Source organism: Micromonospora sp. I033 (assembly GCF_053890995.1).
Map to the genome: position 1 here is coordinate 1 of NZ_JBSSLX010000077.1, position 23653 is coordinate 23653.

Annotated in this window: 22 protein-coding genes; 13 read left to right on the forward strand and 9 right to left on the reverse strand. The window is 74.4% G+C overall.

The annotated features are described in order from the left end of the window. Nucleotides 1–127: 127 nt before the first annotated feature. Both ACW0Q9_RS15250 and ACW0Q9_RS15255 read right to left on the reverse strand, forming a co-directional pair. Nucleotides 128–3238: a hypothetical protein gene (locus tag ACW0Q9_RS15250; RefSeq protein WP_456181764.1), complete on the reverse strand. Its 3111-nt coding sequence runs from the start codon at nucleotides 3236–3238 to the stop codon at nucleotides 128–130. Beyond that, nucleotides 3235–4533, reverse strand: a complete 1299-nt coding sequence (locus ACW0Q9_RS15255; RefSeq protein WP_456181766.1) for an MFS transporter — start codon at nucleotides 4531–4533, stop codon at nucleotides 3235–3237. The genes ACW0Q9_RS15250 and ACW0Q9_RS15255 overlap by 4 nt, the downstream gene beginning before the upstream one ends. 129 nt (nucleotides 4534–4662) lie before the next feature. On the opposite strand from ACW0Q9_RS15255, the gene ACW0Q9_RS15260 reads away from it, so the two are divergent. From ACW0Q9_RS15260 to ACW0Q9_RS15285, 6 genes are all read left to right on the forward strand, one after another. After that, a complete protein-coding gene (locus tag ACW0Q9_RS15260) occupies nucleotides 4663–7488 on the forward strand; it encodes an ATP-binding protein (protein ID WP_456181768.1) in 2826 nt (941 codons plus the stop codon). 63 nt (nucleotides 7489–7551) lie between these two features. Further along, nucleotides 7552–8013 carry an SRPBCC family protein gene (locus tag ACW0Q9_RS15265; protein WP_456181770.1) on the forward strand — a complete coding sequence of 154 codons (462 nt, stop codon included), beginning with the start codon at nucleotides 7552–7554 and terminating at the stop codon, nucleotides 8011–8013. After that, nucleotides 8010–8360, forward strand: coding sequence for an ArsR/SmtB family transcription factor (locus ACW0Q9_RS15270; RefSeq protein WP_456181772.1), 351 nt, complete (start codon nucleotides 8010–8012; stop codon nucleotides 8358–8360). Before ACW0Q9_RS15265 ends, ACW0Q9_RS15270 begins: the two co-directional genes overlap by 4 nt. Before the next feature lie 24 nt (nucleotides 8361–8384). After that, nucleotides 8385–8828 carry an SRPBCC family protein gene (locus tag ACW0Q9_RS15275; RefSeq protein WP_456181774.1) on the forward strand — a complete coding sequence of 148 codons (444 nt, stop codon included), beginning with the start codon at nucleotides 8385–8387 and terminating at the stop codon, nucleotides 8826–8828. 89 nt (nucleotides 8829–8917) lie between these two features. Further along, entirely contained in the window at nucleotides 8918–9508 is a 591-nt protein-coding gene (locus ACW0Q9_RS15280; RefSeq protein WP_456181776.1) for an NADPH-dependent FMN reductase, read from the forward strand. A gap of 100 nt (nucleotides 9509–9608) precedes the next feature. Beyond that, complete coding sequence (locus ACW0Q9_RS15285) at nucleotides 9609–10235, forward strand: dihydrofolate reductase family protein (protein WP_456181778.1); 627 nt, start codon at nucleotides 9609–9611, stop codon at nucleotides 10233–10235. A 6-nt stretch (nucleotides 10236–10241) separates the two neighbouring features. On the opposite strand, the gene ACW0Q9_RS15290 is transcribed toward ACW0Q9_RS15285, so the two are convergent. Further along, complete coding sequence (locus ACW0Q9_RS15290) at nucleotides 10242–10703, reverse strand: VOC family protein (RefSeq protein WP_456181780.1); 462 nt, start codon at nucleotides 10701–10703, stop codon at nucleotides 10242–10244. Further along, nucleotides 10700–11281, reverse strand: a complete 582-nt coding sequence (locus ACW0Q9_RS15295; protein WP_456181782.1) for a DinB family protein — start codon at nucleotides 11279–11281, stop codon at nucleotides 10700–10702. Before ACW0Q9_RS15295 ends, ACW0Q9_RS15290 begins: the two co-directional genes overlap by 4 nt. Before the next feature lie 63 nt (nucleotides 11282–11344). Between ACW0Q9_RS15295 and ACW0Q9_RS15300 the strand changes: the two genes are divergently transcribed. Beyond that, entirely contained in the window at nucleotides 11345–12340 is a 996-nt protein-coding gene (locus ACW0Q9_RS15300) for a helix-turn-helix transcriptional regulator (protein ID WP_456181784.1), read from the forward strand. Here the strand turns inward: ACW0Q9_RS15300 and ACW0Q9_RS15305 are convergent. After that, nucleotides 12335–14500: an amylo-alpha-1,6-glucosidase gene (locus tag ACW0Q9_RS15305; RefSeq protein WP_456181786.1), complete on the reverse strand. Its 2166-nt coding sequence runs from the start codon at nucleotides 14498–14500 to the stop codon at nucleotides 12335–12337. The two genes, ACW0Q9_RS15300 and ACW0Q9_RS15305, sit on opposite strands and share 6 nt — an antisense overlap. A gap of 101 nt (nucleotides 14501–14601) precedes the next feature. Beyond that, on the reverse strand, nucleotides 14602–16818 hold the full coding sequence (locus tag ACW0Q9_RS15310) for a hypothetical protein (RefSeq protein WP_456181787.1): 2217 nt from the start codon (nucleotides 16816–16818) through the stop codon (nucleotides 14602–14604). 283 nt (nucleotides 16819–17101) lie between these two features. Between ACW0Q9_RS15310 and ACW0Q9_RS15315 the strand changes: the two genes are divergently transcribed. Genes ACW0Q9_RS15315 through ACW0Q9_RS15330 form a run of 4 tightly spaced genes read left to right on the forward strand, consistent with a single transcriptional unit; the run spans nucleotide 17102 to nucleotide 19440 of the window. Beyond that, nucleotides 17102–17767 (forward strand): hypothetical protein, encoded by a 666-nt coding sequence (locus tag ACW0Q9_RS15315; protein ID WP_456181789.1) that lies wholly within the window; start codon nucleotides 17102–17104, stop codon nucleotides 17765–17767. Next, complete coding sequence (locus ACW0Q9_RS15320; protein WP_456181791.1) at nucleotides 17764–18159, forward strand: phage holin family protein; 396 nt, start codon at nucleotides 17764–17766, stop codon at nucleotides 18157–18159. The genes ACW0Q9_RS15315 and ACW0Q9_RS15320 overlap by 4 nt, the downstream gene beginning before the upstream one ends. 22 nt (nucleotides 18160–18181) lie before the next feature. Beyond that, nucleotides 18182–18814 (forward strand): DUF3618 domain-containing protein, encoded by a 633-nt coding sequence (locus ACW0Q9_RS15325; protein WP_456181793.1) that lies wholly within the window; start codon nucleotides 18182–18184, stop codon nucleotides 18812–18814. Further along, a complete protein-coding gene (locus tag ACW0Q9_RS15330; RefSeq protein WP_456181795.1) occupies nucleotides 18811–19440 on the forward strand; it encodes a VOC family protein in 630 nt (209 codons plus the stop codon). The genes ACW0Q9_RS15325 and ACW0Q9_RS15330 overlap by 4 nt, the downstream gene beginning before the upstream one ends. 14 nt (nucleotides 19441–19454) lie before the next feature. Here the strand turns inward: ACW0Q9_RS15330 and ACW0Q9_RS15335 are convergent, their stop codons facing one another. Continuing rightward, entirely contained in the window at nucleotides 19455–21029 is a 1575-nt protein-coding gene (locus ACW0Q9_RS15335) for an FMN-binding glutamate synthase family protein (RefSeq protein WP_456181797.1), read from the reverse strand. 157 nt (nucleotides 21030–21186) lie between these two features. Here ACW0Q9_RS15335 and ACW0Q9_RS15340 point away from each other — a divergent pair, with 157 nt between their 5' ends. Together ACW0Q9_RS15340 and ACW0Q9_RS15345 are read left to right on the forward strand one after the other, a co-directional pair. Further along, a complete protein-coding gene (locus ACW0Q9_RS15340) occupies nucleotides 21187–21339 on the forward strand; it encodes a hypothetical protein (protein WP_456181799.1) in 153 nt (50 codons plus the stop codon). Next, nucleotides 21339–22301, forward strand: a complete 963-nt coding sequence (locus ACW0Q9_RS15345; protein WP_456181801.1) for a golvesin C-terminal-like domain-containing protein — start codon at nucleotides 21339–21341, stop codon at nucleotides 22299–22301. The genes ACW0Q9_RS15340 and ACW0Q9_RS15345 overlap by 1 nt, the downstream gene beginning before the upstream one ends. A gap of 22 nt (nucleotides 22302–22323) precedes the next feature. Here ACW0Q9_RS15345 and ACW0Q9_RS15350 read toward each other — a convergent pair whose 3' ends face one another. Beyond that, complete coding sequence (locus tag ACW0Q9_RS15350) at nucleotides 22324–22773, reverse strand: VOC family protein (RefSeq protein ID WP_456181803.1); 450 nt, start codon at nucleotides 22771–22773, stop codon at nucleotides 22324–22326. A 118-nt stretch (nucleotides 22774–22891) separates the two neighbouring features. After that, nucleotides 22892–23653, reverse strand: a 762-nt coding sequence (locus tag ACW0Q9_RS15355; protein WP_456181805.1) for a glycoside hydrolase family 64 protein, incomplete at its 5' end; no start/stop codon positions are given.

The window sequence follows — 23653 nt, forward strand, 5'->3', positions numbered from 1 at the left end:
CGGTGGCGGCCAGGGCGAGGGCCGCGAGGGCGGCCAGGAACGGGGTACGGGCGGTGCGGTGCATCCGGTCCTCCCGGGACGGGGTGGGCCGCCGGACGTATCGACGGATGCACAATTATTAGGTTTGTTAACTGTAGTTGTCCAGAGCCTCGGTTCCCCGGCGGCCGATCGACAGCAGCAGCCCGACGGCGGCCAGGGCGGCTCCGGCGACGGCGGCGTACACCGGGAGACCGGCGGGAATGCCCAGGTGGACGGTGATGCCGAGGATCCGCGACAGGCCCCAGGGCAGCAGGGCCAGCTGGTCGTTCCACACCGTCAGCGCGCGCTCCAGGCCGACCACCCCGACCAGACCGGCCAGCACGCCGAGCGGCACACCCGCGGCGGTCAGGGTCAGCCCGACGGCGCGGCGTCGCCGCAGGCCGTACCGGTCGCGGAGGACGAGGGCGGTGGCCACGAAGAGCCAGCCGAACGCGGCGAACGCGACGGTGAGGTAGACGGCGCGCAGGGTCGGCGCGGTCCAGAAGGCGAACCAGTACCTCCCCGGCCCGCGCCCGGCCAGCGCCGCCAGGAGCAGCACGCTGCGCAGCAGCGCGACGCCGCCGACCACGGCCCACAGGTGGAACGGGTCCCGCCGGCCGACGACGAGGCGTACGACGAGGGCGAACAGCGCCCACCCGCCGAGGGTGACCAGCAGGTGCGCGGGGGCGGCGAACCAGGTGAAGACGAGCCGGCTCGCCACCAGGACCACGGCCGGGACCAGCCACACCAGGATCCGGTCCGCGCGGGTTCCGGGGGCGGGCAGCGCAGCGACCCGCCACGGCCGGACCGCTCCCAGCAGCAGCCCGCGCGCGGCCGCGCCGCCGAAACCCCGCCCGCGCAGGCCGAGCAGCACCACCACCAGGATCAGCGCGAGCAGCGCCCGGGCCGCCCAGGCCATGGCCGGATCCCGGTTCGCGCGCTGCGCGCCGAGGTCGGCGGCGGTGAAGTTGTACGCGGGCAGGTCCAGGTCGGCGCCGTAGCGCTGCCGGTGCGCGTCCCGCGCGTCCCGGTACGCGGCCTCGGCCGCCCGCCAGCCGTCGTGGGCGGCGGAGGCGCCGGTGTCGAGCCACTGCGCGTGCCGCAGCACCATGGTCCGGTAGGCGGCCAGCGTCTCGAACAGGTTCACCTGGTAGTCGAGCGTGCTGGTGAAGCGCTCGCGCAGCCCGGCGTCGCGCCAGGTCGCCGGGTCGGTGGCGGCGACCAGGTCGCGCATGCGCCGGGCCAGCGTGACGGCCTGCCGGCCCTCGTCGATCGCCGCGTCGACGCGATCGCCGGTCACCGCGTAGATGCTGTCGAGCACGGCCGAGTCGCCCGTCGGGATGTCCCACTCGAAGATCCACATCATCGGCGGCGGCTCCAGCCCGAGCGCCCGCACCGAGTTGTCGGCGTACGGCCCGATGTAGAGGCCCGTGGTGACCGCCGCCCGGGACAGCGCCATGGCCTGCCCGATGGCGGCGACCGTGGCCGGGTCGGCGGAGAACGTGCGGTACGCCCAGTCCGCCGTGACCTGCGCCGGGTCGGCGTCCGGGTCCCAGGCCAGCCGCGCGACGGCGTACGTGTTGAGGTCGTAGAGCTGCCAGAACCCGGCGCGCAGGTAGAGCGACATGGGCCCGGCGCGCAGCGGGCCGCCGTCCTGGGTCCAGTTCCAGACGCCCTCGACCTTCGGGTTGGCGGCCAGGAACGCGCGCAGCGCCTGGCGGTGCAGCGGGCCGAGGTCGTTGGGCAGCGAGCCGAACGCCTCGAACTCGCGCCGGGCCTGGAACTCCACGATGCGGCGGTGCTCGCCGGCCAGCAGGGTGGTGTTCAGCGGCAGGTGGCTGTAGAAGTCGCCGAGGGTGTACTTGGTGGACACGATCAGGTGCGGGTCGTCGAACCCGCCCAGCACCCGCGCGTAGGACTCCGGGTTGGTGTGCAGGTCGCCGACGGCGCCGACGCCGACGGTCCAGGTGCGGAAGATGACCTCCTTGCCGGCCTGGCCCGCGGTGTCCAGCAGCGCCCGCAGCATCGCGCGCACGGACGCCTCCGTGGTGACCGCGAGCTTCGACGAGTAGTCCCAGCCCTCCCCGGCGTACACCTCGCCGCCCTCGCCGACGCGGACCATCAGGCCGTCGACGAAGGGCAGGCTCTCGAACAGCTCGGCCAGCCCGGCCCGGTAGACCGCCCAGAGCCGCGGGTCGGCCACGTCGAGCCCGCCGACGGTCCTCGTGAGGTACGCCTCCAGCGGCGGCGACACCGCCAGCATGTCGGTGAGCAGGAAGACCTTCACGCCCATCTCGTCGGCGTACGCGAAGACCGGGCCGAACGCCGCAACCATGGCCTTCGCGCGGTCGACGTGCGGGTCGCCGGGCGGATACACGGCGTGCCCGTCGCCGACCTTCGCGAACGTGACGTACTCGAGGAAGCCGGGCACGACGACGGCGTTGTAGCCCTGCGCCACCGAGTGGTCGACGAACTGCCGGAACTGCGCGCCGACGCGGGCCACGGCGTCGGCGTCCACCCACGGCGCCCGGGGCAGCAGCGCCGGCCCGACCACGTCGCTGTTCAGGTTGTAGTCGTCCCCGGCGGCGAACGCGGCCGGGTCCGGCTCGCGGCCGACCGAACCGGCGTCGGTCAGCCGCAGGCCGAGCCGGGGCGTGACCAGCCGGCCCGCCTCGGCGGCGGGCAGTGCCTCGGTGCCGGAGCGGATCCGGTCGGCGAGCCGGTACAGCCCGGCCGCGGCGCCCGAGACGTCGGCACCCTCGACGGTCAACTCGGTCCCGTGGACGGTGACCCGGTACGACTCCGGCGTCCCGGCCGGCGGGGCGAGCACCGTCGCCCGTAGCGCGGTCACCGCCGACAGATCCGGTGCCGGCCGGCGTACCGGGGTGCCGGTCGCGGCCGGGGCCGACGCGGCCGGGGCCGACGCGGCCGGGGTGACGACCGGTCGGGGCAGGCCGCGCGCGGCGAGCGCGTCGGCGACGGCGGCCCCGGCCTTGCGGGTGCGCGGCTCGTCCGGCACGACCACCGAGGCCAGCGGCGGCGCCTGCGCGGCGACCCGCCGCGGCGCGGCGGCGACGTCCTCGCGCGGCACCGCGGCGGGGGTGTGACTCAACCCGAGCGCGTCGTCGACGACCCAGGCCAGGCCCGCGCCGAGCAGCAACAGGACGACCGCGGCGGCGAGCAGCGAGAACGGCCTCCGGGCCGGGACAACGCGAATCACGCTCGCATCGTAGAGGTGCTTCCGGCCCCAGCGGGAGAAGGCGTTCGGCGGTGCCCGGCACGGCCGCGCGGGGCCAGCCGGAGGACGGCCGCGACGGCGGCGCCCAACGCGATCGTGAGCACGGCGGAGATCAGCAGGGTGTGCCGGGCACCGACCGCGGCCACCACCGGGCCGCCCAGCAGAGTGCCCAGCGCGGTGGCGGGAGTGGTCAGCGCGGTGCGGGCGGCGAGCACCCGGCTCAACGCCTGCGGCGGGGTGCTGTGCTGGAACAGCGCCGTGGAGATGGCGGTGAACGGGCCGTAGATCAGACCGCCGAGGGCGAGGCCGACCAACCCGGGCGCGACGGCATCGGTGAGCCCCAGGGGGAGCAGGGCGGCGCCCCAGCCGACGATGATGCCCACCACCACGGGCCAGGGCGGCCGGTTGCGCAGCAGCGCCGCTCCGAGAGCGCCGACCGTCGCCCCGACGCCGAACCCCGTCCAGTACAGACCCAGCAGGCCGGGCGAGCCGTGCAACCCGTGGGCGACGTGGACCGGCAGGGCCACCTCGACCGGGCCGTAGAGGAAGAAGAACGCGCAGGTGACCACGATCAGCCCGAGCAGGCGTGGCCGGTCGAGGATGGTGCGCCAGCCGCCGGTCTCCGGCGCGGCCGGCGCCGCCTCGACGGCGGCGGCCGGCCGGGTGGCGACCGTCCAGCCGGTGACGGCCAGGACCGCGAAGCTCACCGCGTCCACCCCGATCACCCATCCGGGACCGACCAGCGCCGTCAGCCCGCCGGCCAGGGCGGGGCCGACCACGAACGCCGCCTGGGCGAACGTGGAGAGCAGCGCGTTGCCGGTGAGCCGGTCCTCTTCCGGCAGCACCTCCGCGACGAGGGTGTACGCCCCGGCGCTTCCCCAGGCGTGCAGGAGCGAGGAGACCGCCAGCAACGCCACGTACACCACCGGGTGTAGCAGTCCCGTCACCGCCAGGATCGCGACCGCGCCCAGCGCCACCGCGCGCACCGAGGCGTCCGCCGCCACCAGGTGCGACGCGCGCAGCCTCCGCACCAGCCGGGCGAGCACGGCCGCGCCGATCGGCGCGGGCAGCGCGTAGGCCGCCACCGCCAGTCCGGTCCAGACCCCGGCCTGACCCGGCGGCGCGATCTGGACCGCGAGCCACGCGACCGCGACCATGCTCATGCCGTCGCCGAGGGCGGAGACCAGCATTCCGGGCAGGATCCGGCGGAGCACCGGCTGTCTCAGCAGCCGGCCGACCGAGCCGGCCCATGACCGCGCACCAGACCCCAGGTTCATCTCCTGCTCCGTTTCCTGTGACCGATCCTCCGGTGCCTGAGCCTCGCCCGGCGGTGCCCGGGCCGGCATCCGTGCCGACCACGGAAACCACCTCGGATCCGCGGCACGGGGGTGGGCGAGAATGGGGCCGTGACGGCGACGGTGGAGATCTCGGCTCGGGAAGCCGACGTGCTGGCGTTGGTGGGGGAGCATCTCAGCAACGCCGAGATCGCGGCGCGGCTGTTCATCTCGGTGCGCACCGTGGAGAGCCACGTCTCGTCGCTGCTGCGCAAGCTGTCGGTGCCGGACCGGCGGGCGCTCGCCCGGCGCGCGTCCGAGCTGGCTCGCGCCGACCGGTCCCGCCCGGCGCCGGTCCTGCCGGCGCCGCTGACCTCGTTCGTCGGCCGGGCGGGGGAGCGGGCCGAGCTGACCGGGATGCTCAAGGCGCACCGGCAGGTGACCGCGGTCGGCCCCGGCGGGGTCGGCAAGACCCGGCTCGCGTTGACGGTGGCCGCGGACGCCGCCGGCGACTACGCCGACGGCGTCTGGTTCGTCGACCTGGTCCCGGTCACCGACCCGGGCGCGTCCGTGGTCGCGGCCGCGGTCGCGGGCGCGCTCGGCCTCGGCGAACAGCCGGGCTCCGCCCTGGACGAGTCGGTGGTCGCCGCGCTGGCCGACCGGCACGCCCTGCTGGTGCTCGACAACTGCGAGCAGGTCCGGGAGGGCGTGGCCCCGTTCCTCGAGCGGCTGCTCGCCGCGTGCCCGCGGGTGACGGTGCTGGCGACCAGCCGGGCCCGGTTGATGGTGCCGTTCGAACGGGTGTATCCGGTCCCGCCGCTGTCGTTGGCCGGCGCCGGCGAGTCGGACGCGGTCGCGCTGTTCCTGGAGCGGGCGGCGGCCGTGGGCCGGCTGCCGGACCCCGCGCTGCGCGACCACATCGCGGCGGTCTGCGCGCGGCTGGACGGAGTGGCGCTGGCGATCGAGCTGGCCGCCGCCCGGTGGCCCACGCTCGGGTTGGACGGCCTCACCGCCGGCCTGTCCGACCAGCTCCGGATGCTCGCCGGTGGCTCCCGCGCCGACGACCGGCACCGTTCGGTGCGGGCGGCCCTGGACTGGAGCCACGCGCTGCTGGAGCCGGCCGACCGGGCGCTGCTGCGCCGGGTGTCGGTGTTCGTGGCGCCCTTCAGCGTCGAGGCGGCGGCGGAGGTGGCCGGGTCCGCCGCCGGCGTCGTCGCGGACGGGCTGGCCCGGCTGGCCGAGCAGAGCCTGCTGGTGGTGACCGAGTCCCTCGGCGGGACCGAGTACCGGGCGCTGGAGACCATCCGCCAGTACGGGACGGAGCAGCTCACCGGGGCCGGTGAGCTGGTCGACGCGCGATCCCGGCACCTGCGCTGGTGCCTGGCCGAGGCCGCCGACCTGGCGGTGGTGCGGGCGGACTGGCGGGCCCGGTTCGACCGGGTGGCGGGCGACCTCCGCGCCGCCCTGGCGTGGGCGGCCGACGTGCCGGAGCAGCGCGCGGACGCCTACCGCCTCGCCCGGCACCTGGCGGAGCTGACCTTCACCCGGAACCTGATCGGCGAGTCCCAGCTGCGCTACGAGCAGGCCGCCGCGCTCGCGGACGACCCGGCCGCCACCGCGTCGATGCTCCGGCAGGCCGCGGCCGTGGCCGGCTGCCGGATGCGTGGCGACGACATGTACCGCTTCCACCGCGCCGCCGGGGAAGCCGCCCGCCGGGCCGGGGACACCGCCGGCGCCGCCCGCGACCTGGCGACCGCCGCCACCAACGCGTACCGGTTCTGGAGCAAGTTCGCGCGCCTCCCGTCGCAGGAGGAGGCGGTCGCGCTCGTCGACGAGGCGCGGGACCTGGCCGGGGACGACCGGGCCGCTCGGGCCGCACTGGCGCTGGCCGAGGCGGCCGTGCTCACCGACGCGTTCGGCGCCGCACAGGGTCCGGCCGACAACGCCGTTCCGGAGACGATCGCGCGCGCCGAACGGGCGGTGGAACTCGCGCACCGCACGGGCGACCCGCTCGCCGAGTCCGCCGCGCTCGACGCGCTCACCGGTGCCCGGAGCTGGGCCGGTGACGCGTTCGCCGCCGCGGCCACGGCGCGCCGCCGGATCGCGCTGCTGTCGTCCACGCCGGGCACTCCGGCCAGCACCCACGAGCTGCTCGACGCGCTCGGGATGGCCACCGAGGCCGGCCTCGGCGCGGGGGACCTGCCGGGCGCCCGCCGGTGGGCCCGGCAACTCGCGGACCATCCGTTGCTGGCCGAGGTCGGCCATCGGGCGACGAGCTGGCTGCTGGTTGCCGACGCGCTGGCGGGCGACGTGGACGAGGTGCTCACCGGCAGCGCCCGGTTCCTCGAAGCGTGGCAGCGGGCCGGCAGCCCAACCCGGTCGGTGCTCGGCCCGGCGGTGGCCGGGGTGGCGATGATCCACGGCCTGCGCGACGACCACGACGCCCGGCGCGAGTGGAACGCGGTGCTGAAACAGCTCGGCACCCCGCCGGAGCACGTCTACGGCTACGGCGCGGTCTTCGACGCGATGCTCCTGCTGCACCACGGGGAGGCCGGGGAGGCGCTGGCGCGGCTGGCGCCCGACCCGGCCGACGTGTGGAAGTGGGTCACCTGGATCTGGCTCCACTGGTACGTGGCGCTGCGAGCCGAGGCGACCGTGCTCGCCGGGAGCCCCGACGCCGGCGAGCGCCTGGCCGAGGCCCGGACCGTCGTGGCCGGCAACCCCGTCGCCGCCGCCATCGTCGAGCGGGCCGCGGCACTGCTCGACGACGACCGGGAGCGACTGCTGGCCACGGCGGCGGAGTTCGACGCCAGCGGTTGTCGCTACCAGGCGGCACGCACCCTGGTGCTCGCCGGTGGCGACCACGCCGCCCGCGGCGCGGCCGCGCTCGCCGGCCTCGGCCTCACCCCGATGGCCCCGCCGACCCGCCGCTGGGCCGGCCCGCCAATGCGCAACTGATGGTTGCGCGAGTCGGGCCTCCCGGGTACCGTGACATGCAACCAAAGGTTGCAGGAGGGTGTCATGGAGTTCGGGACCATCGAGCGGGAGATCTACGTCGAGGCCTCGCCCGAGATCGTCTTCGAGGTGGTGAGCAGCCCCGACCACCTGAAGGAGTGGTGGCCGGACGACGCCCGGTACGACCCGACACCCGGGTCGACGGGAGAGATCGTCTTCGGTGACCGCGCCGCCGACGGAACGGTGGTGCCGTTCACCGTCGTCGACGCGCGGCCGCCCCGGACGTTCTCGTTCCGGTGGACGCACCCGGCCGGCGAGGTCGCGGCGGAGGGCAACTCGCTGCTGGTCACCTTCGACCTGACCCCGTCCGGCGCCGGGACGCTGCTCCGGATGACCGAGACCGGGTTCCGGGAGATGGGCTGGGAGATCGCCGTCCTGGAGCAGCAGTACCGGGACCACGTCTCGGGCTGGGAGTACTACCTGCCGCGGCTGGTGCCGTACGCCGCCACGCTGGCGGTGCGGGCATGAGCACTCCGGTGGCCGACCAGGTCGACGACGACCTCTGGTCCGCGATCGGGGACCCGACCCGCCGCCGGATGCTCGACCTGCTGCTCGTCGAGGGCGACGGCACCGCGACCAGCCTGAGCCAGCAGATGCCGGTCACCCGCCAGGCGGTGGCCAAGCACCTCGGCGTCCTCGACCGGGCCGGCCTGGTCCGGGCGACGCCGGCGGGCCGTGAGAAGCGCTACCGGGTGGACGACGCCCAGCTCGCCCGCGCGGCGGCCCAACTGGAGTCCGTCGGATCGGCGTGGGATGCCCGGCTCCGGCGGATCAAGCGGATCGCCGAGGCGATCCAGCGCACCCGATCGGACTGACGAACGAGATCAAGGAGAGTCGAGATGGTGGACATTCTGCACCGGGTCGGGGTCAAGACCCCGACCCCGGAGAAGGTGTACGAGGCGCTCACGACCGTGGAGGGTCTCGCCGGCTGGTGGACCGAGGACACGAAGGGCAGCGGCGAGATCGGCGGCGTCCTCCAGTTCCGCTTCCTGCCCGGTGGCTTCGACATGGAGGTCGTGGAGCTGCGGCCGTCCGAGCGGGTGGCGTGGCGGGTGGTCGACGGCCCGGAGGAGTGGATCGGGACCACGGTCGACTGGGACCTCCACCAGGCCGGCGACCACACGATCGTGCTGTTCAAGCACCAGGGCTGGCGGGAGCCGGTGGAGTTCATGCACCACTGCAGCACCAAGTGGGCCTCGTACCTGTTGAGCATGAAGTCGCTGGTGGAGACCGGCGAGGGCGCGCCCTCGCCGCGGGACGTGCAGATCAGCGACTGGCACTGAGCCCGTTGCGGGTGCCGTTCGAAATCACGCCGACCGGGTAGACGCCGGCCGCGCCCGGTGTCGCCGGGCGACGGACGGAAGGGACGGCAATGACCAGGATCGGCATCATCATCGGGAGCACGCGTCCCGGGCGTAACGGGGAGACCGTGGCCCGTTGGGTCCACGAGATCGCCGCCAAGCGCGGCGACGCCGAGTACGAACTCGTCGACATCAAGGACTTCAACCTGCCGCACCTCGACGAGATGACGCCCCCGTCGCTCGGGCAGTACACCCAGCCGCACACCCTGCGGTGGGCCGAGAAGATCGCCTCGTTCGACGGCTACGTCTTCGTCACCCCGGAGTACAACCACTCGACCTCCGGGGCCTTGAAGAACGCCATCGACTTCCTCTACTCGGAGTGGAACAACAAGGCGGCGGGGTTCGTCAGCTACGGCAGCGTCGGCGGCACCCGGGCGGTGGAGCACCTCCGCCTGGTTGTCGCCGAGCTGCAGATGGCGGACGTACGGGCCCAGGTCGCGCTCTCGCTCTTCACCGACTTCGAGAACTTCAGCGTCTTCAAGCCCGGCGACCACCAGGCGGGCGCGGTGAACACGATGCTCGACCAGTTGGCGGCGTGGAGCGGGGCGCTGGCGCACCTGCGGGCCGGCACGACGATGGCCACCCCGCAGTCCGCCGCGTAGCGGTCCGGTCGGCTTCCCGGGACGGACCGATGACTTCCGGCCGGTGACGCAGTCTGCCCAGGGACGGATGGCGGAGTGAGGGGAGAGGAGCGCCATGGGCATGCTCGTCGTGACGGAGTTCGTGACGCTGGACGGTGTGGCACAGGCGCCGGGAGCGCCCGACGAGGACCGCAACGGCGGCTTTCCCCATGGCGGGTGGCAGGCGCCGCTGCTGGACCACGAGTCCGGCTACGCCATGTTCGAGCAGGCCAGCAGCATGGAGGCGCTGCTGCTGGGCCGCCGGACCTACGAGATCTTCGCCGGCTACTGGCCGACGGCGCCCGCGGAGATCCCCTTCACCGGCCTGCTCAACCGGGTGCCGAAGTACGTGGCCAGCCGCACGCTGCGCGAGCCGCTGGGCTGGGCGGGCTCGACGCTCGTCGGCGGCGACCTCGCCGAGGGCGTCGCCGGGCTCAAGGACCGCCACGAGGAGCTCCACGTGATCGGCAGCCTCGACCTGGTGCAGTCGCTGTTGCGCCTCGGCCTCGTGGACCGGCTGAACCTGTGGCTCTACCCACTGACGCTCGGCACCGGCAAGCGGCTGTTCGCGCAGGGCACCGTGCCCGCGGCCTTCCGGCTCACCGAGTCGGTCACCCATGCCGGCGGCACGCTCCAGCTGGCGTACGAGGCCGCCGGCACCCCGACCTACGGCAACCTCGCCGACCCGGCCGACGGCCGGGCCGGCTGAGCCGCGTCAGTCCAGGCAGAACTCGTTGCCCTCGGGGTCGGTCAGCACGATGTGGCCGGTGCCCAGCGGGGGCTCGGGCTCGTGGCGGCGCACCCGCGTCGCGCCCAGCGCGACGAGCCGGTCGCACTCGGCCTCCAGCGCCGCCATCCGCTCGTCGCCCTGAAGTTCGGGAGCCACCCGGACGTCGAGGTGGACCCGGTTCTTGGCGACCTTGTCCTCCGGCACCTGCTGGAAGAACAGCCGCGGGCCGTGCCCGTCCGGGTCCTCGACGGCCGACCTCGTGTTGCGCTGCTCCTCGGGTACGCCGATCCGCGCGAGGAAGTCGTCCCACGCGGCCAGCGGGTCGGCGCCCTCGGGCAGGTCGACTCCGGGCGGGCCGGGGTGGACGTAGCCCAGCACGTCGCGCCAGAACGAGGACAGCGCCCGCGGGTCGTGGGCGTCGAAGGTGACCTGGAAGTGCCGGCTCATCGGGTTGCTCCGTTCGTCGCGGTGTGCGTGTGCAGGTAGAGGTCGCGCAGCAGGCAGACCTCGGACAGGTGGTGGATCAGCTCGCGGTGGACGTGCAGCACCAGGTCGGCCATGGGCGCCTCGGGGTAGGGCTCCTTCGCGCCGACCGGCACCCGGAGCCCCGCCGCACCGAGGCCGCGTACCCCGGCCAGCCAGGCGTCGAGCTGGGTGTCGAGCTGGTCGAGGGCGGCGGCCGCGCTGCCGGCGTACGCCCAGGTCTCGTAGGACGCCGCCGGCGCCCCGAAGTGCGCCGCGTTGCGGGCGGCGAGCACGCCGACGATGACGTGACCGAGCCGCCAGGCGATCGTGGTGAAGGCCGCGGGGACCGGCTCGGGGAAGGCGTAGTCGATCGCGAAGTCCCCGGCGCCGACCGGCACGGGCGCCGTCGAGCTGCCGCGCGCCCGCACGCTCCAGGCGTCCGGCACCGGAGACCAGAAGTACTCGTCGTCGGTGAGGCCGTCGAGCCGGGCTCGGAGCTGGTGGTTCCAGTGGAACTCCCACTGCTCGCGCAGCGCCCGGTTCCAGTCGAGTTCGTCCATGCCGCCCACTCTGGCACCCCTGGCGGACAGGATCGGTCCGCTATCTCTGGCAGGGTGGGCGCCATGGATGTGGCAGGCGGCGCCGAGCGGGGTACGACGGAGCGGGTGCTCACCCTGCTCGGGCTGCTTCAGCAGCGCCAGGTCTGGACCGGCCCCGAGCTGGCCGACCGCCTCGCGGTCACGCCGCGGACGGTCCGGCGGGACGTCGAGCGGCTGCGCGCGCTCGGCTACCCGGTGCATGCCAGCCAGGGTGTCGGCGGCGGCTACCAGCTCGGCCCGGGGCAGCGGCTGCCGCCGCTGCTGCTCGACGACGAGGAGGCGATCGCCACCGCGGTGTCGCTGCTCGCCGGCGCGGGTGGCGCGGTCGTCGGGGCCGGCGACGCCGCACTCCGGGCGCTGACCAAGCTCGACCGGGTGCTGCCCACCCGGTTGCGCCAGGACGTGCGTGCGCTCGCCGGGTCGGTGGAGTCCTTCGGCGGGGGCCGCCCACCGGTCGACCCCGAGGTGCTCATGACGCTGGCCAGGGCCTGCCGCGACGAGGTCGAGGCCGGTTTCGACTACCCGTCCGGGCGCGAGGTCCGGCGGCGCCGGGTCGAGCCCTACCGCCTGGTCGCCTCCGACCGGCGCTGGTACCTCCTGGCCTACGACCTCGACCGCGACGACTGGCGCAGCTTCCGGGTCGACCGGATGACCCGGGTGTCCGCACGGACCTGGCGGTTCCGGCCGCGCCCGGCGCCCGACGCCGCGCCGTACGTGCAGGAGGGCGTGTCGAGCCGGGCCTACCCGCACCAGGCGCGCTTCCTCGTGCACGCGTCGGCCGACACGGTGCGGGCGCAGATTCCGGCGGCGGCGGCCGTGGTGCGACCACGGGACGGCGGGCGCTGCGAGGTGCTCAGCGGCGCCGGCAGCCTCGACTTCGTGCTCATGCACGTGCTCCTGCTCGGGCACGACTTCGAGGTGCTCGACCCGCCGGAGCTGGGGCGGCGCTGTCGCGTGCTGGCGGAGCGACTGCTGGCGGCCGCGACGACCGCGCCCGCGCCCGACCCGCAGGAATCATGAGCCGTCGGTCGGGGTGATGGTGGCGTGCGACCCGACGGCCTCGACGTCCCACCGCCGGCCGCCGGCCAGGACGCGGTGCAGCCGGATCCGCCCGACGTCGTCGGGGAGGTGCGGGTCGGCGACCAGCCGCTCGCCCTCCGGGCGCAGACCCAGCATCGTGCGCAGGAGCAGCAGCGGGGCCCCACTGGCCCAGGCCTGGGGGTTGCAGGCGGTCGGGTAGGGGACCGGCCGGGGGCCGAAGGACCGGTCGTAGCCGGAGAACGCCTCGGGCAGGCGGTAGTCGGAGTGGGCCGCGGCCTCCAGCATGGCCCGGGCGATCCGGTTCGCCTCCTCCCGGTGACCGTAGCGGGCCAGCCCGGCCGCGATGATCGAGTTGTCGTGCGGCCAGACCGTGCCGGTGTGGTAGCCGATCGGGTTGTAGCCGGCGTCCGCCGTGGAGAGCGTGCGTACGCCCCAGCCGGAGAACATCTCCGCGGACATGAGGTGGGCGGCGACGCGTCCGGCCCGGTCCTCCGGGACGATCCCGCTCCACAGGAGGTGGCCCATGTTCGAGGTCATCGAGTCGATCCGCCGCTTGTCGCCGTCGAGGCCCACGGCGTAGTAGCCGCCCCGGTCGGTGATCCAGTAGTCCCGGTTGAACTGCTCGCGGAGCCGGGCGGCCTCGGCACGCAGCCGGCGGGCCAGGTCCGGGTCCCGCCACGGGCCCTCGGCGAGCTCGGCCGTCCGCAGCTTCGCGTCGTAGGTGTAGCCCTGCGTCTCGCAGGTGGCGATCGGCAGCACCGGCAGGGTCCCGTCGGCATGCTGCACCCCGTCGGGGGAGTCCCGCCAGCACTGGTTGCCGAGTCCCTGGGCGGAGCGGGTGGCGTACTCGACGTAGCCGTCGCCGTCGAGGTCGCCGTGGCGGTCGATCCACCCGAGGGCGGCGTCGGCGTTGGCGCGCAGCCGGCACACCAGGTCGTCGTCGCGGCTCCACCGCCAGTACTCGGACAGCAGGATCAGCCACAGCGCGGTGGTGTCGGCGCCGCCGTAGTAGGGCCGGTACGGCTTGAGCCCGAGCTGGGTCAGCTCCCCGGTGCGGTACTCGTGGAGGATCTTGCCGGGCTCCTGGTCGGTGAAGTCGTCGAAGCTCGTCGCCTGGTGCGCGGCCAGCACGATGAGGGCGCCCCGCGCGACGTCCGGGCCGCACACCATCGTCTGGTAGGCCGTGAGCAGGGTGTCGCGGCCGAACACGGTGAGGAACCAGGGCAGGCCGGCGGCGGTGAGCACCACCGGCTCACCGCGGATGGTCTTCTCGATCCGCATCGAGACCAGATCCAGCGCCGACTTGCGGTAGACGTTGCCGATCATCTCCATGTCGGCGTGCAGGTGCGGCTTCCCGGCCGCCCAGCGGGTGGAGGGATCCTCCGGTCCGTGGTCGAAGGTCTCGCCGAACCCGCGCCGGACCGGCTGGTAGTCCTCCTCGCCGCACCGGAGGTGCACCTGCAGCTCGCACCGCCAGCGCTGGCCGCGCCGCAGGCGCACCTCCCACACCAGGCTGTCGTCCTCGACGAGATCGGCCGGCGGGTCCGCCTCGACCCGCACCGACGCCGCGTAGTGACCGTTGCGATAGCTGAACGCCAGGGCCGACCCGTCCCGCGTGTGGGTCCGGACGATGTCCGGGCCCCGGTCCCGGCCGGACTCCTTGATCTCGAAGAGGTCCGCGAAGTCGGTGCCCGCCGTCAGCCGCAGCCGCAGCGACACCGGCTCGACCCCGAAGTACCGCAGCTCGATCCGCTCGTACAGGCCGTTGCCGACCGCCCGCTGCCGCCGGATCCCGACGCGGTTGGCCGGCAGGTCGGGCAGGCCCGCGTTGGCGAGGAAGAACGCCGCCGAGTACGCGTCCACGGTGCCGGAGGAGAGCACCAGCGGCGCGGTGTCGCTGAGGGTGAGCTCCCACTGGTCGAGGAAGCGCGTGTCGTCGTGCACCAGGCCGCCGATGGAGCCCTTGGGCACGTTGCCCGCCGGGTCGGAGAACATGAAGGTGCGACCCTCGAGCACACCGATCGCGTCGGGCCCCAGCTCGGGCGGAAGGTCACGGCACGCGCCGCTGGGCACGCGCGTGGACGGCTCGCGGCCGGGCAGCGGATCGGCCGGCGTTCCACGCCGTCGGATCGAGGTCACGCCCGCCCTCCTCCCCCCGGGCAGGACGGCGGACGTCCCGCGCCCTCCTCCCAGCCTAGGAGGGTGGCCGACCCGATGCGGGAGCTTTGCGCAGCCGCCGTTCAGGGTGCCCGGCGGGTCGGCGGGGCGGGGCCGGCGTCCCGCAGCCGATCGACCAGTTCGCGGACGGCGTCGCCGAACCGCGGATCCGACTCGCCCGGCCAGTGCCCGACGATCGGTGCCGGGACGGTGTCGCTGGGCGGCGCGACGACGTTCGCGGGGTCCCGTAGCCGCCGGTCCACCGTCCCCGCCGGCCCGGCGGCTGCCGGTGGCTCTCCCGGCCGGTGCGGCGAGAAGATCCACCCGCCGATGGAGTCGGTGTCCCGCCACAGGTTGATCCACCGCCAGCCGACCCGCCGCCCGACCTCGTCCAGCACGTCGCCGTGGATGTAGGCGGGGAACCACCGGGCGTACAGCCGGGACAGCGGCGACCCGTACGTCAGCAGCGCCACCCGCGCGCAGACCCACGGCGGCAGTTGCAGCACCGTCGCGGCGAGCAGGACCGAGCCGTGACTGTGCCCGGCGAGCAGCACCCCGTGCCCCTGCCCGGCCAGGTAGCTGATCCGGCGGCTGAGTTCGGGCACCGCCCGCTCCGCGTAACACGGGGGCGCGAACGGGTGGGCGGCTCGCGGCCAGAAGGTGCCGAGGTCCCACAGCACGCCGACGTAGCGGCGGAACTCGGCGGTCCGGTAGGCGAACAGGCCGCCCAGGATCAGCCCCAGGATCACCGCGGCGATCACGTAGCTGCCCAGGCCGATCCCGAAGTTCACCAGGTCGGCCGGGATCGGCGTCCAGCGGTCGATCACGTCCCCGGGGTACCACCGCAGCAGCCCCAGGGCACTGGTGGCCAGGCCCAGCCCGGCCAGCCCGGCGTAGGTGAGGGTCAGCGAGGTCAGCCGCTCGGTGAAGCGGCCCCGCGCGATCACCTTCTCGATGTGCCGCAGCCGGTCGGCGGCCTCGACGGGCGCGTCGGGGTGGTCGCGGGCCAGGATGTCCGCCGCCGCGCGCCGGCGGGCGGGCCGGGACGCCAGCGCGACGACGGCACCGGCCACCGAGGCGACCGTCACCGCCAGGAAGAAGCCGAAGATCGCCCACTTGTACGCCAGCGGCGGGCTGCTGGCCAGCCGTGCCGCGGTGGGGGCGCTGCGGTCCAGCACGTCCGCCACCCGGTAGACCAGTTCGGCGGAGAACGCCACCGCCAGCCCGGCGGCGACGGCGTCGATCACCGGGGCGCCGAGCGCGCGCAGGGGCGGCCCGCCCGGGAGCCTCGGACGCGCCCACAGCACCGCCGCGCCGAGGACGGCCAGGAGAAGGGTCTGCGTCGCGAACAGGACGGCGACGGTTTCCGCGTACCCGGGCAGAGCCGTGCCGGCGGCCCAGGGCCCGGGTTCGGCCACCACGACGACCAGCACCGCGACGGTCAGCAGGCACGCCGCCGTCCGCAGGCGACGGAGGTTCCGGTCGACGCCCGGGGCCGGCGTGGTGCGGTCGAGCAGCGGATGCGCGCAGACCAGCACCACGCAGGCGGTCAGCACCACGGTGGTCAGCACGAGCAGCGTGGCCGTCGCGGCGGACGCCCGGCCCCCGGCGGAGCGCGCCGCGAGCAGCACGGCGTCCAGCGTGGCGAAGGCCGCGGCGAGGTGGATCGCCCGCAGCCGGGGGACCAGCGGGGCGGCGTCCCACTGGCCGACCGCCGTGAGCTGGTGCGCGCCGGACACCGCGGCCCGGCCGGGAAACGTCGTCGGGCTGGTCCATCCCGGCCGGCTGCTCAGCCGCCAGACCAGCGCCACCGCCGCGACCGGGACCAGGGCGAGCAGCGCCAGCCGCAGTCCCACCGGCCGTTCGCCGAGCCAGGACAGCCAGCTCCGGCCGGTCAGGCACCGCGACGAGGCCATGCACTTCCAGGCGATCAGGTCCAGCGTCACCCCGGCCACCGCGATCACGTACACCGCGGTGAGGGTCAGCGCGAGCAGCCGGCAGAGGGCCTTGACGGTCACGCCCGCCGGTCCGTGCGCCGGCGGGTGCATCCAGATGGCCATGTTGCAGAGCATGAACGGCAGCAGGAACACCAGGGAGAGCGTGCGGACCGCGGTGCCCGACGGAAGGTCCCGCCACCGGTACGCCTCCAGGAGCACCCCGCCCGCGCCCCTGGTGTCCGGGTAGCCGGCCCGCGGCCGGTAGAAGCCGCCGCTGCGGTCACCGGCCACCTGCTGCACGTTCGGCCGGTCCAGCACCTGCTCGGCGCCGGCGCCCGAGACGCCGTGCACCCGCAACTCCACGACCTCACCGGGCCGTTCGTCCCGCCTCACCGGCGTGTCCGACATCGATCTCCCGCGGCAGTGACCGGTGCCGGACGTCGACGCGCCCGTACCCGGGTATGCCGCCTACCCGTTCCGCGGCGGATCAAGGCATCCTTCCGGCCCGTCCGGGCAGCAGCGAAGGGCTGGTCAGCGTCTCCGTGGCACCTGGTCCGGCCGGCGGTGAATTACGGGGGGCCGGGCGGGTAGACGGGGACAGCTTCCTGGCCGCGTCGCCGGCCGGGAGCGGAGGGGGGAGCGGAACATGACGGCAATCAACCAGGGTCGGCCGCCCGGCGGCACCGGCGAGCAGGCCCGGCAGGAGGCGTCCCGGGTCGGCCAGCACGCCGCGCAGACGGGTGGCCGGGTCGCGCACGCCGCCACCGAGCAGGGCGGGCAGGTGGCCGCCGAGGCGTGGGGGCAGGCCCGGAACCTGACCGGGGAGGCCACCGCGCAACTGCGGGACCAGGCCCGGACGCAGCAGCAGCGGGCCGCCGACGGGCTGCGGGACCTCGGCCGCGAGCTCGGCTCGATGGCGGAGCGGAGCGGGGAGTCCGGGATGGCCGGCGAGGCGGTCCGTCGGGCGGCGGACGCCGCGCAGCGGGCGGCCGGCTGGCTCGACCAGCGGGAGCCCGGTGACGTGCTGGACGAGGTGCGGGGCTACGCCCGGCAGCACCCGGGCACGTTCCTGGCCGGCGCGGTGGTGGCCGGTCTGCTGGTCGGCCGGCTGACCCGGAACGTGACCGCGTCCGACGGTGCGGGCGGTGGCGCCCAGCAGGCCCGGGGCGGGCAGCCGGCGGAGCCGTCGGCCGGGCGGGCGGTCGCGGCGCCGTACACGGGTGAGCAGCCGTACACCGGGACGGCCCGGGCGCGGAACGTGTCGCCGGCCGGCCGGCCGGAGCCGGACGTCCCGGGTGGGGTGGCACCGTGAGCGCCCCGGAGAAGGAGCGGACCCAGGCCTCGGTCGGCGAGCTGCTGGGCGACGTCACCCGGGATCTCTCCACGCTGGTCCGCAAGGAGGTCGAGCTCGCCAAGGCGGAGCTGCGCGAGGAGGCGAGCCAGGCCGGCAAGGCCGGCGGGATGTTCGGCGGGGCGGCGCTGGCCGGTTTCCTGGCCGTGCTGTTCGTGTCGTACGCGGTGTGGTGGGGACTGTCGAACGTGATGGACGAGGGCTGGGCCGCACTGATCGTGGCGGTGCTCTGGGCGGTCGTCGCCGCCGTCCTGCTCGCCAACGCCCGGACGAAGCTGCGGCAGCTCCGCGAGGTCCTGCCCCGGACGAAGCAGACCGCGCGGGAGATGCCGCACGCCATGCGGGGCCGGTGACGAAGCCAGGAGGGAGCACGTCATGTCCAACGATCCGGACCGGATCCGAGCAGAGATCGAGAACACCCGGAGCGACCTGAGCAGCGATGTGGATGCGCTCACCGATCGGGTCAACCCCCGTCGGATCGCGGGCGAGCGGGTGGGGCAGGCGCGCGGCGCGCTGACCCGGGTCAGGGAGAAGGTGATGGGTGTGGGGATGGACGGGCACGGCGCCGGCGAGCGGATGTCGCGGACCGCCGGTTCGGTCCGGGACGAGGCGCGTTCGCTCGGGCAGCAGTCCCGGGACCAGGCGCGGTCGCTCGGGCAGCAGTCCCGGGAGCAGGCGCAGGGCAACCCGCTCGCGGCCGGTCTGATCGCCTTCGGCGCGGGACTGCTGGTGTCCTCGCTGATCCCGCCCAGCCGGCCGGAGCGGCAGGTGGCCGGACGGGCCCGCGGCATGGTCGGCGAGCACTCCGCCGGGCTGCGCGCGCAGGCGAGTCAGGTCGGTCATGAGCTCCGGGACAATCTGCGCGAACCCGCGCAGCAGGCGGCCCAGTCGGTGCGGTCCAGCGCCGCCCAGGGCGCGTCCGCCGTCCGTGACCAGGGCCGGTCGGCCGCCCACCAGGTCCAGGACGAGACGCGTGAGGCCGCCAACGAAGTCAGGCGCACGCGATGAGCGCGACCGAGGTCCGGCGCGGCGAGGCGGGCGGGGCGGCGAGTGGGATGGTCGACCTGAAGCTCGAGGTGGTCGTGATCCCGGTGGCGGATGTCGACCGCGCGAAGGAGTTCTACGGGCGCCTCGGGTGGCGGCTCGACCAGACGCCACCCGGCATCGTCCAGCTCACGCCGCCGGGCTCCGGGTGCTCGGTCCAGTTCGGTCCCACCCTGACCGCCGCCGCCCCCGGTTCGGCCAAGGCGTACCTGATCGTCGCCGACATCGAGGCGGCCCGGAACGCCCTGCTCGCCGCCGGTGTCGAGGTGAGCGAGATCTACCACCCGGGCCCGGGCGGCCTGGTCAACGGTATGGACCCGGAGCGTCGCAGCTACTTCTCCCGCGCCACGTTCAGCGATCCGGACGGCAACACCTGGCTGCTCCAGGAGATCACCCGGCGGCTTCCCGGGCGGGTGGAGGCCACCACGACCTCGTTCGCCTCCGGCAACGACCTAGCCGCCGCGCTCCGCCGCGCCGCCGCCGCCCACGGCGAGCACGAGAAGCGCATCGGCGCGACGGACGAGAACTGGCCCGACTGGTACGCCGCGTACATGCTGAGCGAGCAGGCGGGCGCGGAACCGCCGCGGTGAGCCACGGACAGTGCTCAGCCCACGGCGGTCGGGGAGGGCGGTGCGCTGCCGCCCTGCGGCGCCTCGGCGGTCATCAGCCGGATGATCTCGGCCCGGTCGGCGGCGGACGGCAGCCCCCAGCCGGGGCGGTACCCGTACACCTGGTCCAGCGGGGTGGAGGCGGTGCGGCCGTCGAGGACCTCGACGGCGCCGGTGTCGATGAGCCCGGGATGCTCGACGCCGCACGCCTCGGCGACCTTGACCAGGTCGCGCCGCAGCGTCCGGATGTAGCTGGCGGCCCGCACCGACTTGCGGGCCGGGTCGAGCCCGCGGGCCAGCCACGGGTTCTGGGTCGCGACGCCGGTGGGGCAGGTGTCGGTGTGGCACTTCTGCGCCTGGATGCAGCCGATCGCCAGCATCGCCTCCCGGCCGACGTTCACCATGTCGGCGCCGAGCGCGAACGCCACCACCGCGTTGTCCGGCAGCCCGAGCTTGCCGGCGCCGACGAAGACCACCTGCTCGTGCACGTTCCGTTCGGCGAAGACCCGGTAGACCCGGGAGAAGCCCTGCTGGAACGGCAGCGACACCGAGTCGGTGAAGATCAGCGGCGCGGCCCCGGTGCCGCCCTCGCCGCCGTCGACGGTCACGAAGTCCACGCCGCGGCCGGTGTCGCGCATCAGCGTGGCCAGGTCCTCCCAGAAGCCCAGGTCGCCGACGGCGGACTTGATGCCGACGGGCAGACCGGTCTCGGCGGCGAGCAGTTCCACCCAGTCCAGCAGGCTGTCGCAGTCGGAGAACTCGGCGTGCCGCGACGGGCTGACGCAGTCGCGTCCTTGGGGGATGCCGCGGGTGGCGGCGATCTCGGCGGAGACCTTCGGGGCCGGTAGCAGACCACCCAGGCTCGGTTTCGCGCCCTGGCTGAGCTTGATCTCCAGGGCCTTCACCGGTGCTCCCGCCACCAGGTCCCGGAGCCGGTCGAGACTGAACCGGCCGTGCTCGTCGCGGCAGCCGAAGTACGCGGTGCCGATCTGGAAGACCAGGTCACCACCGTTGCGGTGGTAGGGCGACAGCCCGCCCTCGCCGGTGTTCTGGAGGCAGCCGGCCAGGGCGGCGCCCCGGTTGAGCGCCTCGACGGCGTTGCCGGAGAGCGAGCCGAAGCTCATGCCGGAGATGTTGACCACCGACTGCGGGCGGAAGGCGCGCGCCCGTCCCCGGGCGGCGCCGAGCACCTTCGCGCAGGGGAGGGTGACGTCGTGCCCGGCCCCGGGGGAGGACGGCGGCACCGCCCGCCCGAAGGTGCGGTGCTTGATGATCGGGTAGCCCGGCGTGTACTCGATGTCGTTGTCCGTGCCGAACCCGAAGTAGTTGTTCTCCTGCTTCGCCGACGCGTACACCCAGCGCCGCTGGTCGCGGGTGAACGGCCGCTCCTCGTTGTTGCCGGCCACGATGTACTGGCGCAGCTCGGGCCCGATCGACTCCAGCAGGTACCGGGCGCGACCGAGGACGGGGAAGTTGCGCAGCAGCGCGTGGTCGCGCTGGAGCAGGTCGCGTGCGGCGAGGGCCGCGACGGCGGCGACGGCGGTGGGTACGGCTCTACGGGCCCAGCTCATGCCGCCACTCTTTCCGGGATCGCCGTCGGCCAAACGGCCCACCGCCGGCAGTGCCAATTTCCTTCATGGAGGCGATCGATGCTGAAGGGTATCGACATAGACGTTCGTGACGGTATAGCGTCCGCGCCAACGTTCCCCGACCGGTCGAAGGAGTGCCATGCCCACGTCACGAACCGTCCGCCTGCGGCGCCGAGGACTGCTCGGCATCCCGGCCCTGGTGGCCGCCGCGCTGACCGTCGTCGTCCGACCCGGCCCGGCGGTCGCCGCGCCGAAGGCCGAGTGCCTGGCCGACCTGCTCGGGGAGTCCTGATGGCCACCATCCCCTGGCTCGTGGACGTGCTGCGGGCGGCCGGCGTGCAGGTGGTCGTGGAGGGCGACTGGCTCAACCGGATGCGGCCCGGTTCCTTCGACCCGATCGGGGTGCTGTGGCACCACACCGCCGCCACCTCCAGTGCCACCAACCCGCACCCGGCGCTCAACATCTGCATCAACGGCCGCTCCGACCTGCCCGGCCCGCTCTGCCAGGCGCTCGTCGACTACCACGGCGTCTTCCACGTGATCTCGGCCGGGCGCTGCAACCACGCCGGCACGAGCGGCGGCAGCGGGCCGATCCCGGCCGGTGACGGCAACACCATGCTGATCGGCTGGGAGATCGACTACAACGGGGTCAGCCAGGAGATGACGGCGGCCCAGTACAGCGCCTCCGTCGCCGCGACCGCGGCCGTCCTCACCCGGCTCGGCCGGGACGCCAGCTACGCCCGCGGGCACCGGGAGACCAGCACCACCGGGAAGATCGACCCGTCCTTCATCGACCTGGACGTGATGCGCGCCGACGTCGCCGCGAAGATGGCCGGTGGCACGGCGTGGTCCTCGATCGTCGACAACGCCACCGCGGGCCGCTTCACCGCCAGCGCCAGCTGGGGCGTCTCGACCTACTCCGGGCAGCGTTACGGTGCGGACTACCGCTACGCGGACCCGGTCGCGGCCAGCGACCCGGCCTGGTACCGGTTCAACGTGCCCGCCTCCGCCAACTACCGGGTCGACGCCTGGTGGCCGGCCAACGCCGGCTACAACGGCGCGACGCCGTACATCGTCGCCACCACGACCGGCAACCGGACCGTCTACCTGGACCAGCGGGCGACCGGCGGCCAGTGGCGTACCCTCGGCACCTTCGCCCTGCCGGCGGGGGACGCCAACCGGGTGGCGGTGAGCCGGTGGAGTTCGGCCGGCGGCCTGGTCATCGCCGACGCCGTCCGGCTCACCCGGGTCTGACCACGTCGCCGTGCCGGGGGTTTCAGCCCGGCACGGGCCGGCCCAGCTCCGCCAGGATCCCGGTGCCCTGACCCAGCTCGATCAGGTAGCCGTCGGGGTCGCGCAGGTAACACCGGATCTCCATCCCGTGGTCCTTGGGTTCCGTCAGGAACTCACCACCGCGGGAACGCCACAGCTCGTAGACGGCCCGTACGTCGGTGACCCGGATGTTGAGCGCCCCGCTGAGCGTGTCCGGGTCGGTCGGCGCCCGGGCCGTCACGGTCGGCTTGTCGTCGGTCGGTCCGCCCTCGTCGTTGAGCACGAGGTAGCTGTTGTGCAGGCGGAGCACGGCCGGACGCCGGTCCCGCACCACCGTGGCGCCCAGCACGTCGCGGTAGAACTCCCGCGAGCGGTCCACGTCCCGCACGATCAGCAGGTGGGTGACGACCAGGCCGTGTTCGGGCCGGAAGTAGTCCGGTGCCTCATCCGTCACGACGCCCCCTCCCTCGGCCCGCCGGTTACCCGGGTGCGGGCGGGCCACACCCGGCCGCCCGGGCGTCCGGCCGGCCGTTGACCGGCCGGACCCCGGGATACCGCGGGACCGGCCGGTGTCACCAGCCCACGGCGACCAGCAGCCACTCCGGGTCGGCCACCGACACGAACGAGGACTGGTCGGCGACGTCGTCGTACGGGAAGCCGTACGAGCGACCGCCGATGGCGCGGTCGTGCCAGAACTTCGCGTACCAGTTGGCCGGCGCCTGCTGGTAGAACAGGCTCGGGTCCGACCACTGGGCCGGCGGCAGGTGCGCGACGTGGCGGTTGAGCGCGGCGCAGCCGGCCGCGTTGCCGGCGAGCGGCCCGGCGCAGCCGAAGATGTCCGCGGTGGTGGCCGGCAGCCCCACCGAGGACGCGTAGCCGCTGAGGTAGTTGGCGTACTGCCCGCCGGGCCGGAACTGCGGGGTGTTGCCCGGCGACGGGATGCGGTACGGCGCCTCGATGGTGGCCAGGTGCTTGAACTCGGCCGGCATGGCGTCCGAGAACCGCTGGAAGGTCACCGACCGGTCCTCGGCGAACGTCGCCTCGGTCTCGCCGACGGCCACGTCCCGCCCGTCGTGGGCGCGCAACCGCATCGCCAGCTTCAGGCCGAACGCGTCGACCCGGGTGGTGTTGCCGTGGAACTGGTCCGGCCCGACGGTGAACTCGATGAAGTCGCTGTACTGGCTGGTCGGCGATCCGAGGTGGAAGTACATCCGGCCGGCGGTGTTGACCGGCATGTCGAAGTAGGGCTGCTCCGCGATCGAGTGGGTCTGCCCGTTGTAGCTCCAGTACACCTGGCTGTCGGGGTAGCGGCCGTTGGTCCGGTTGAGGTCCGG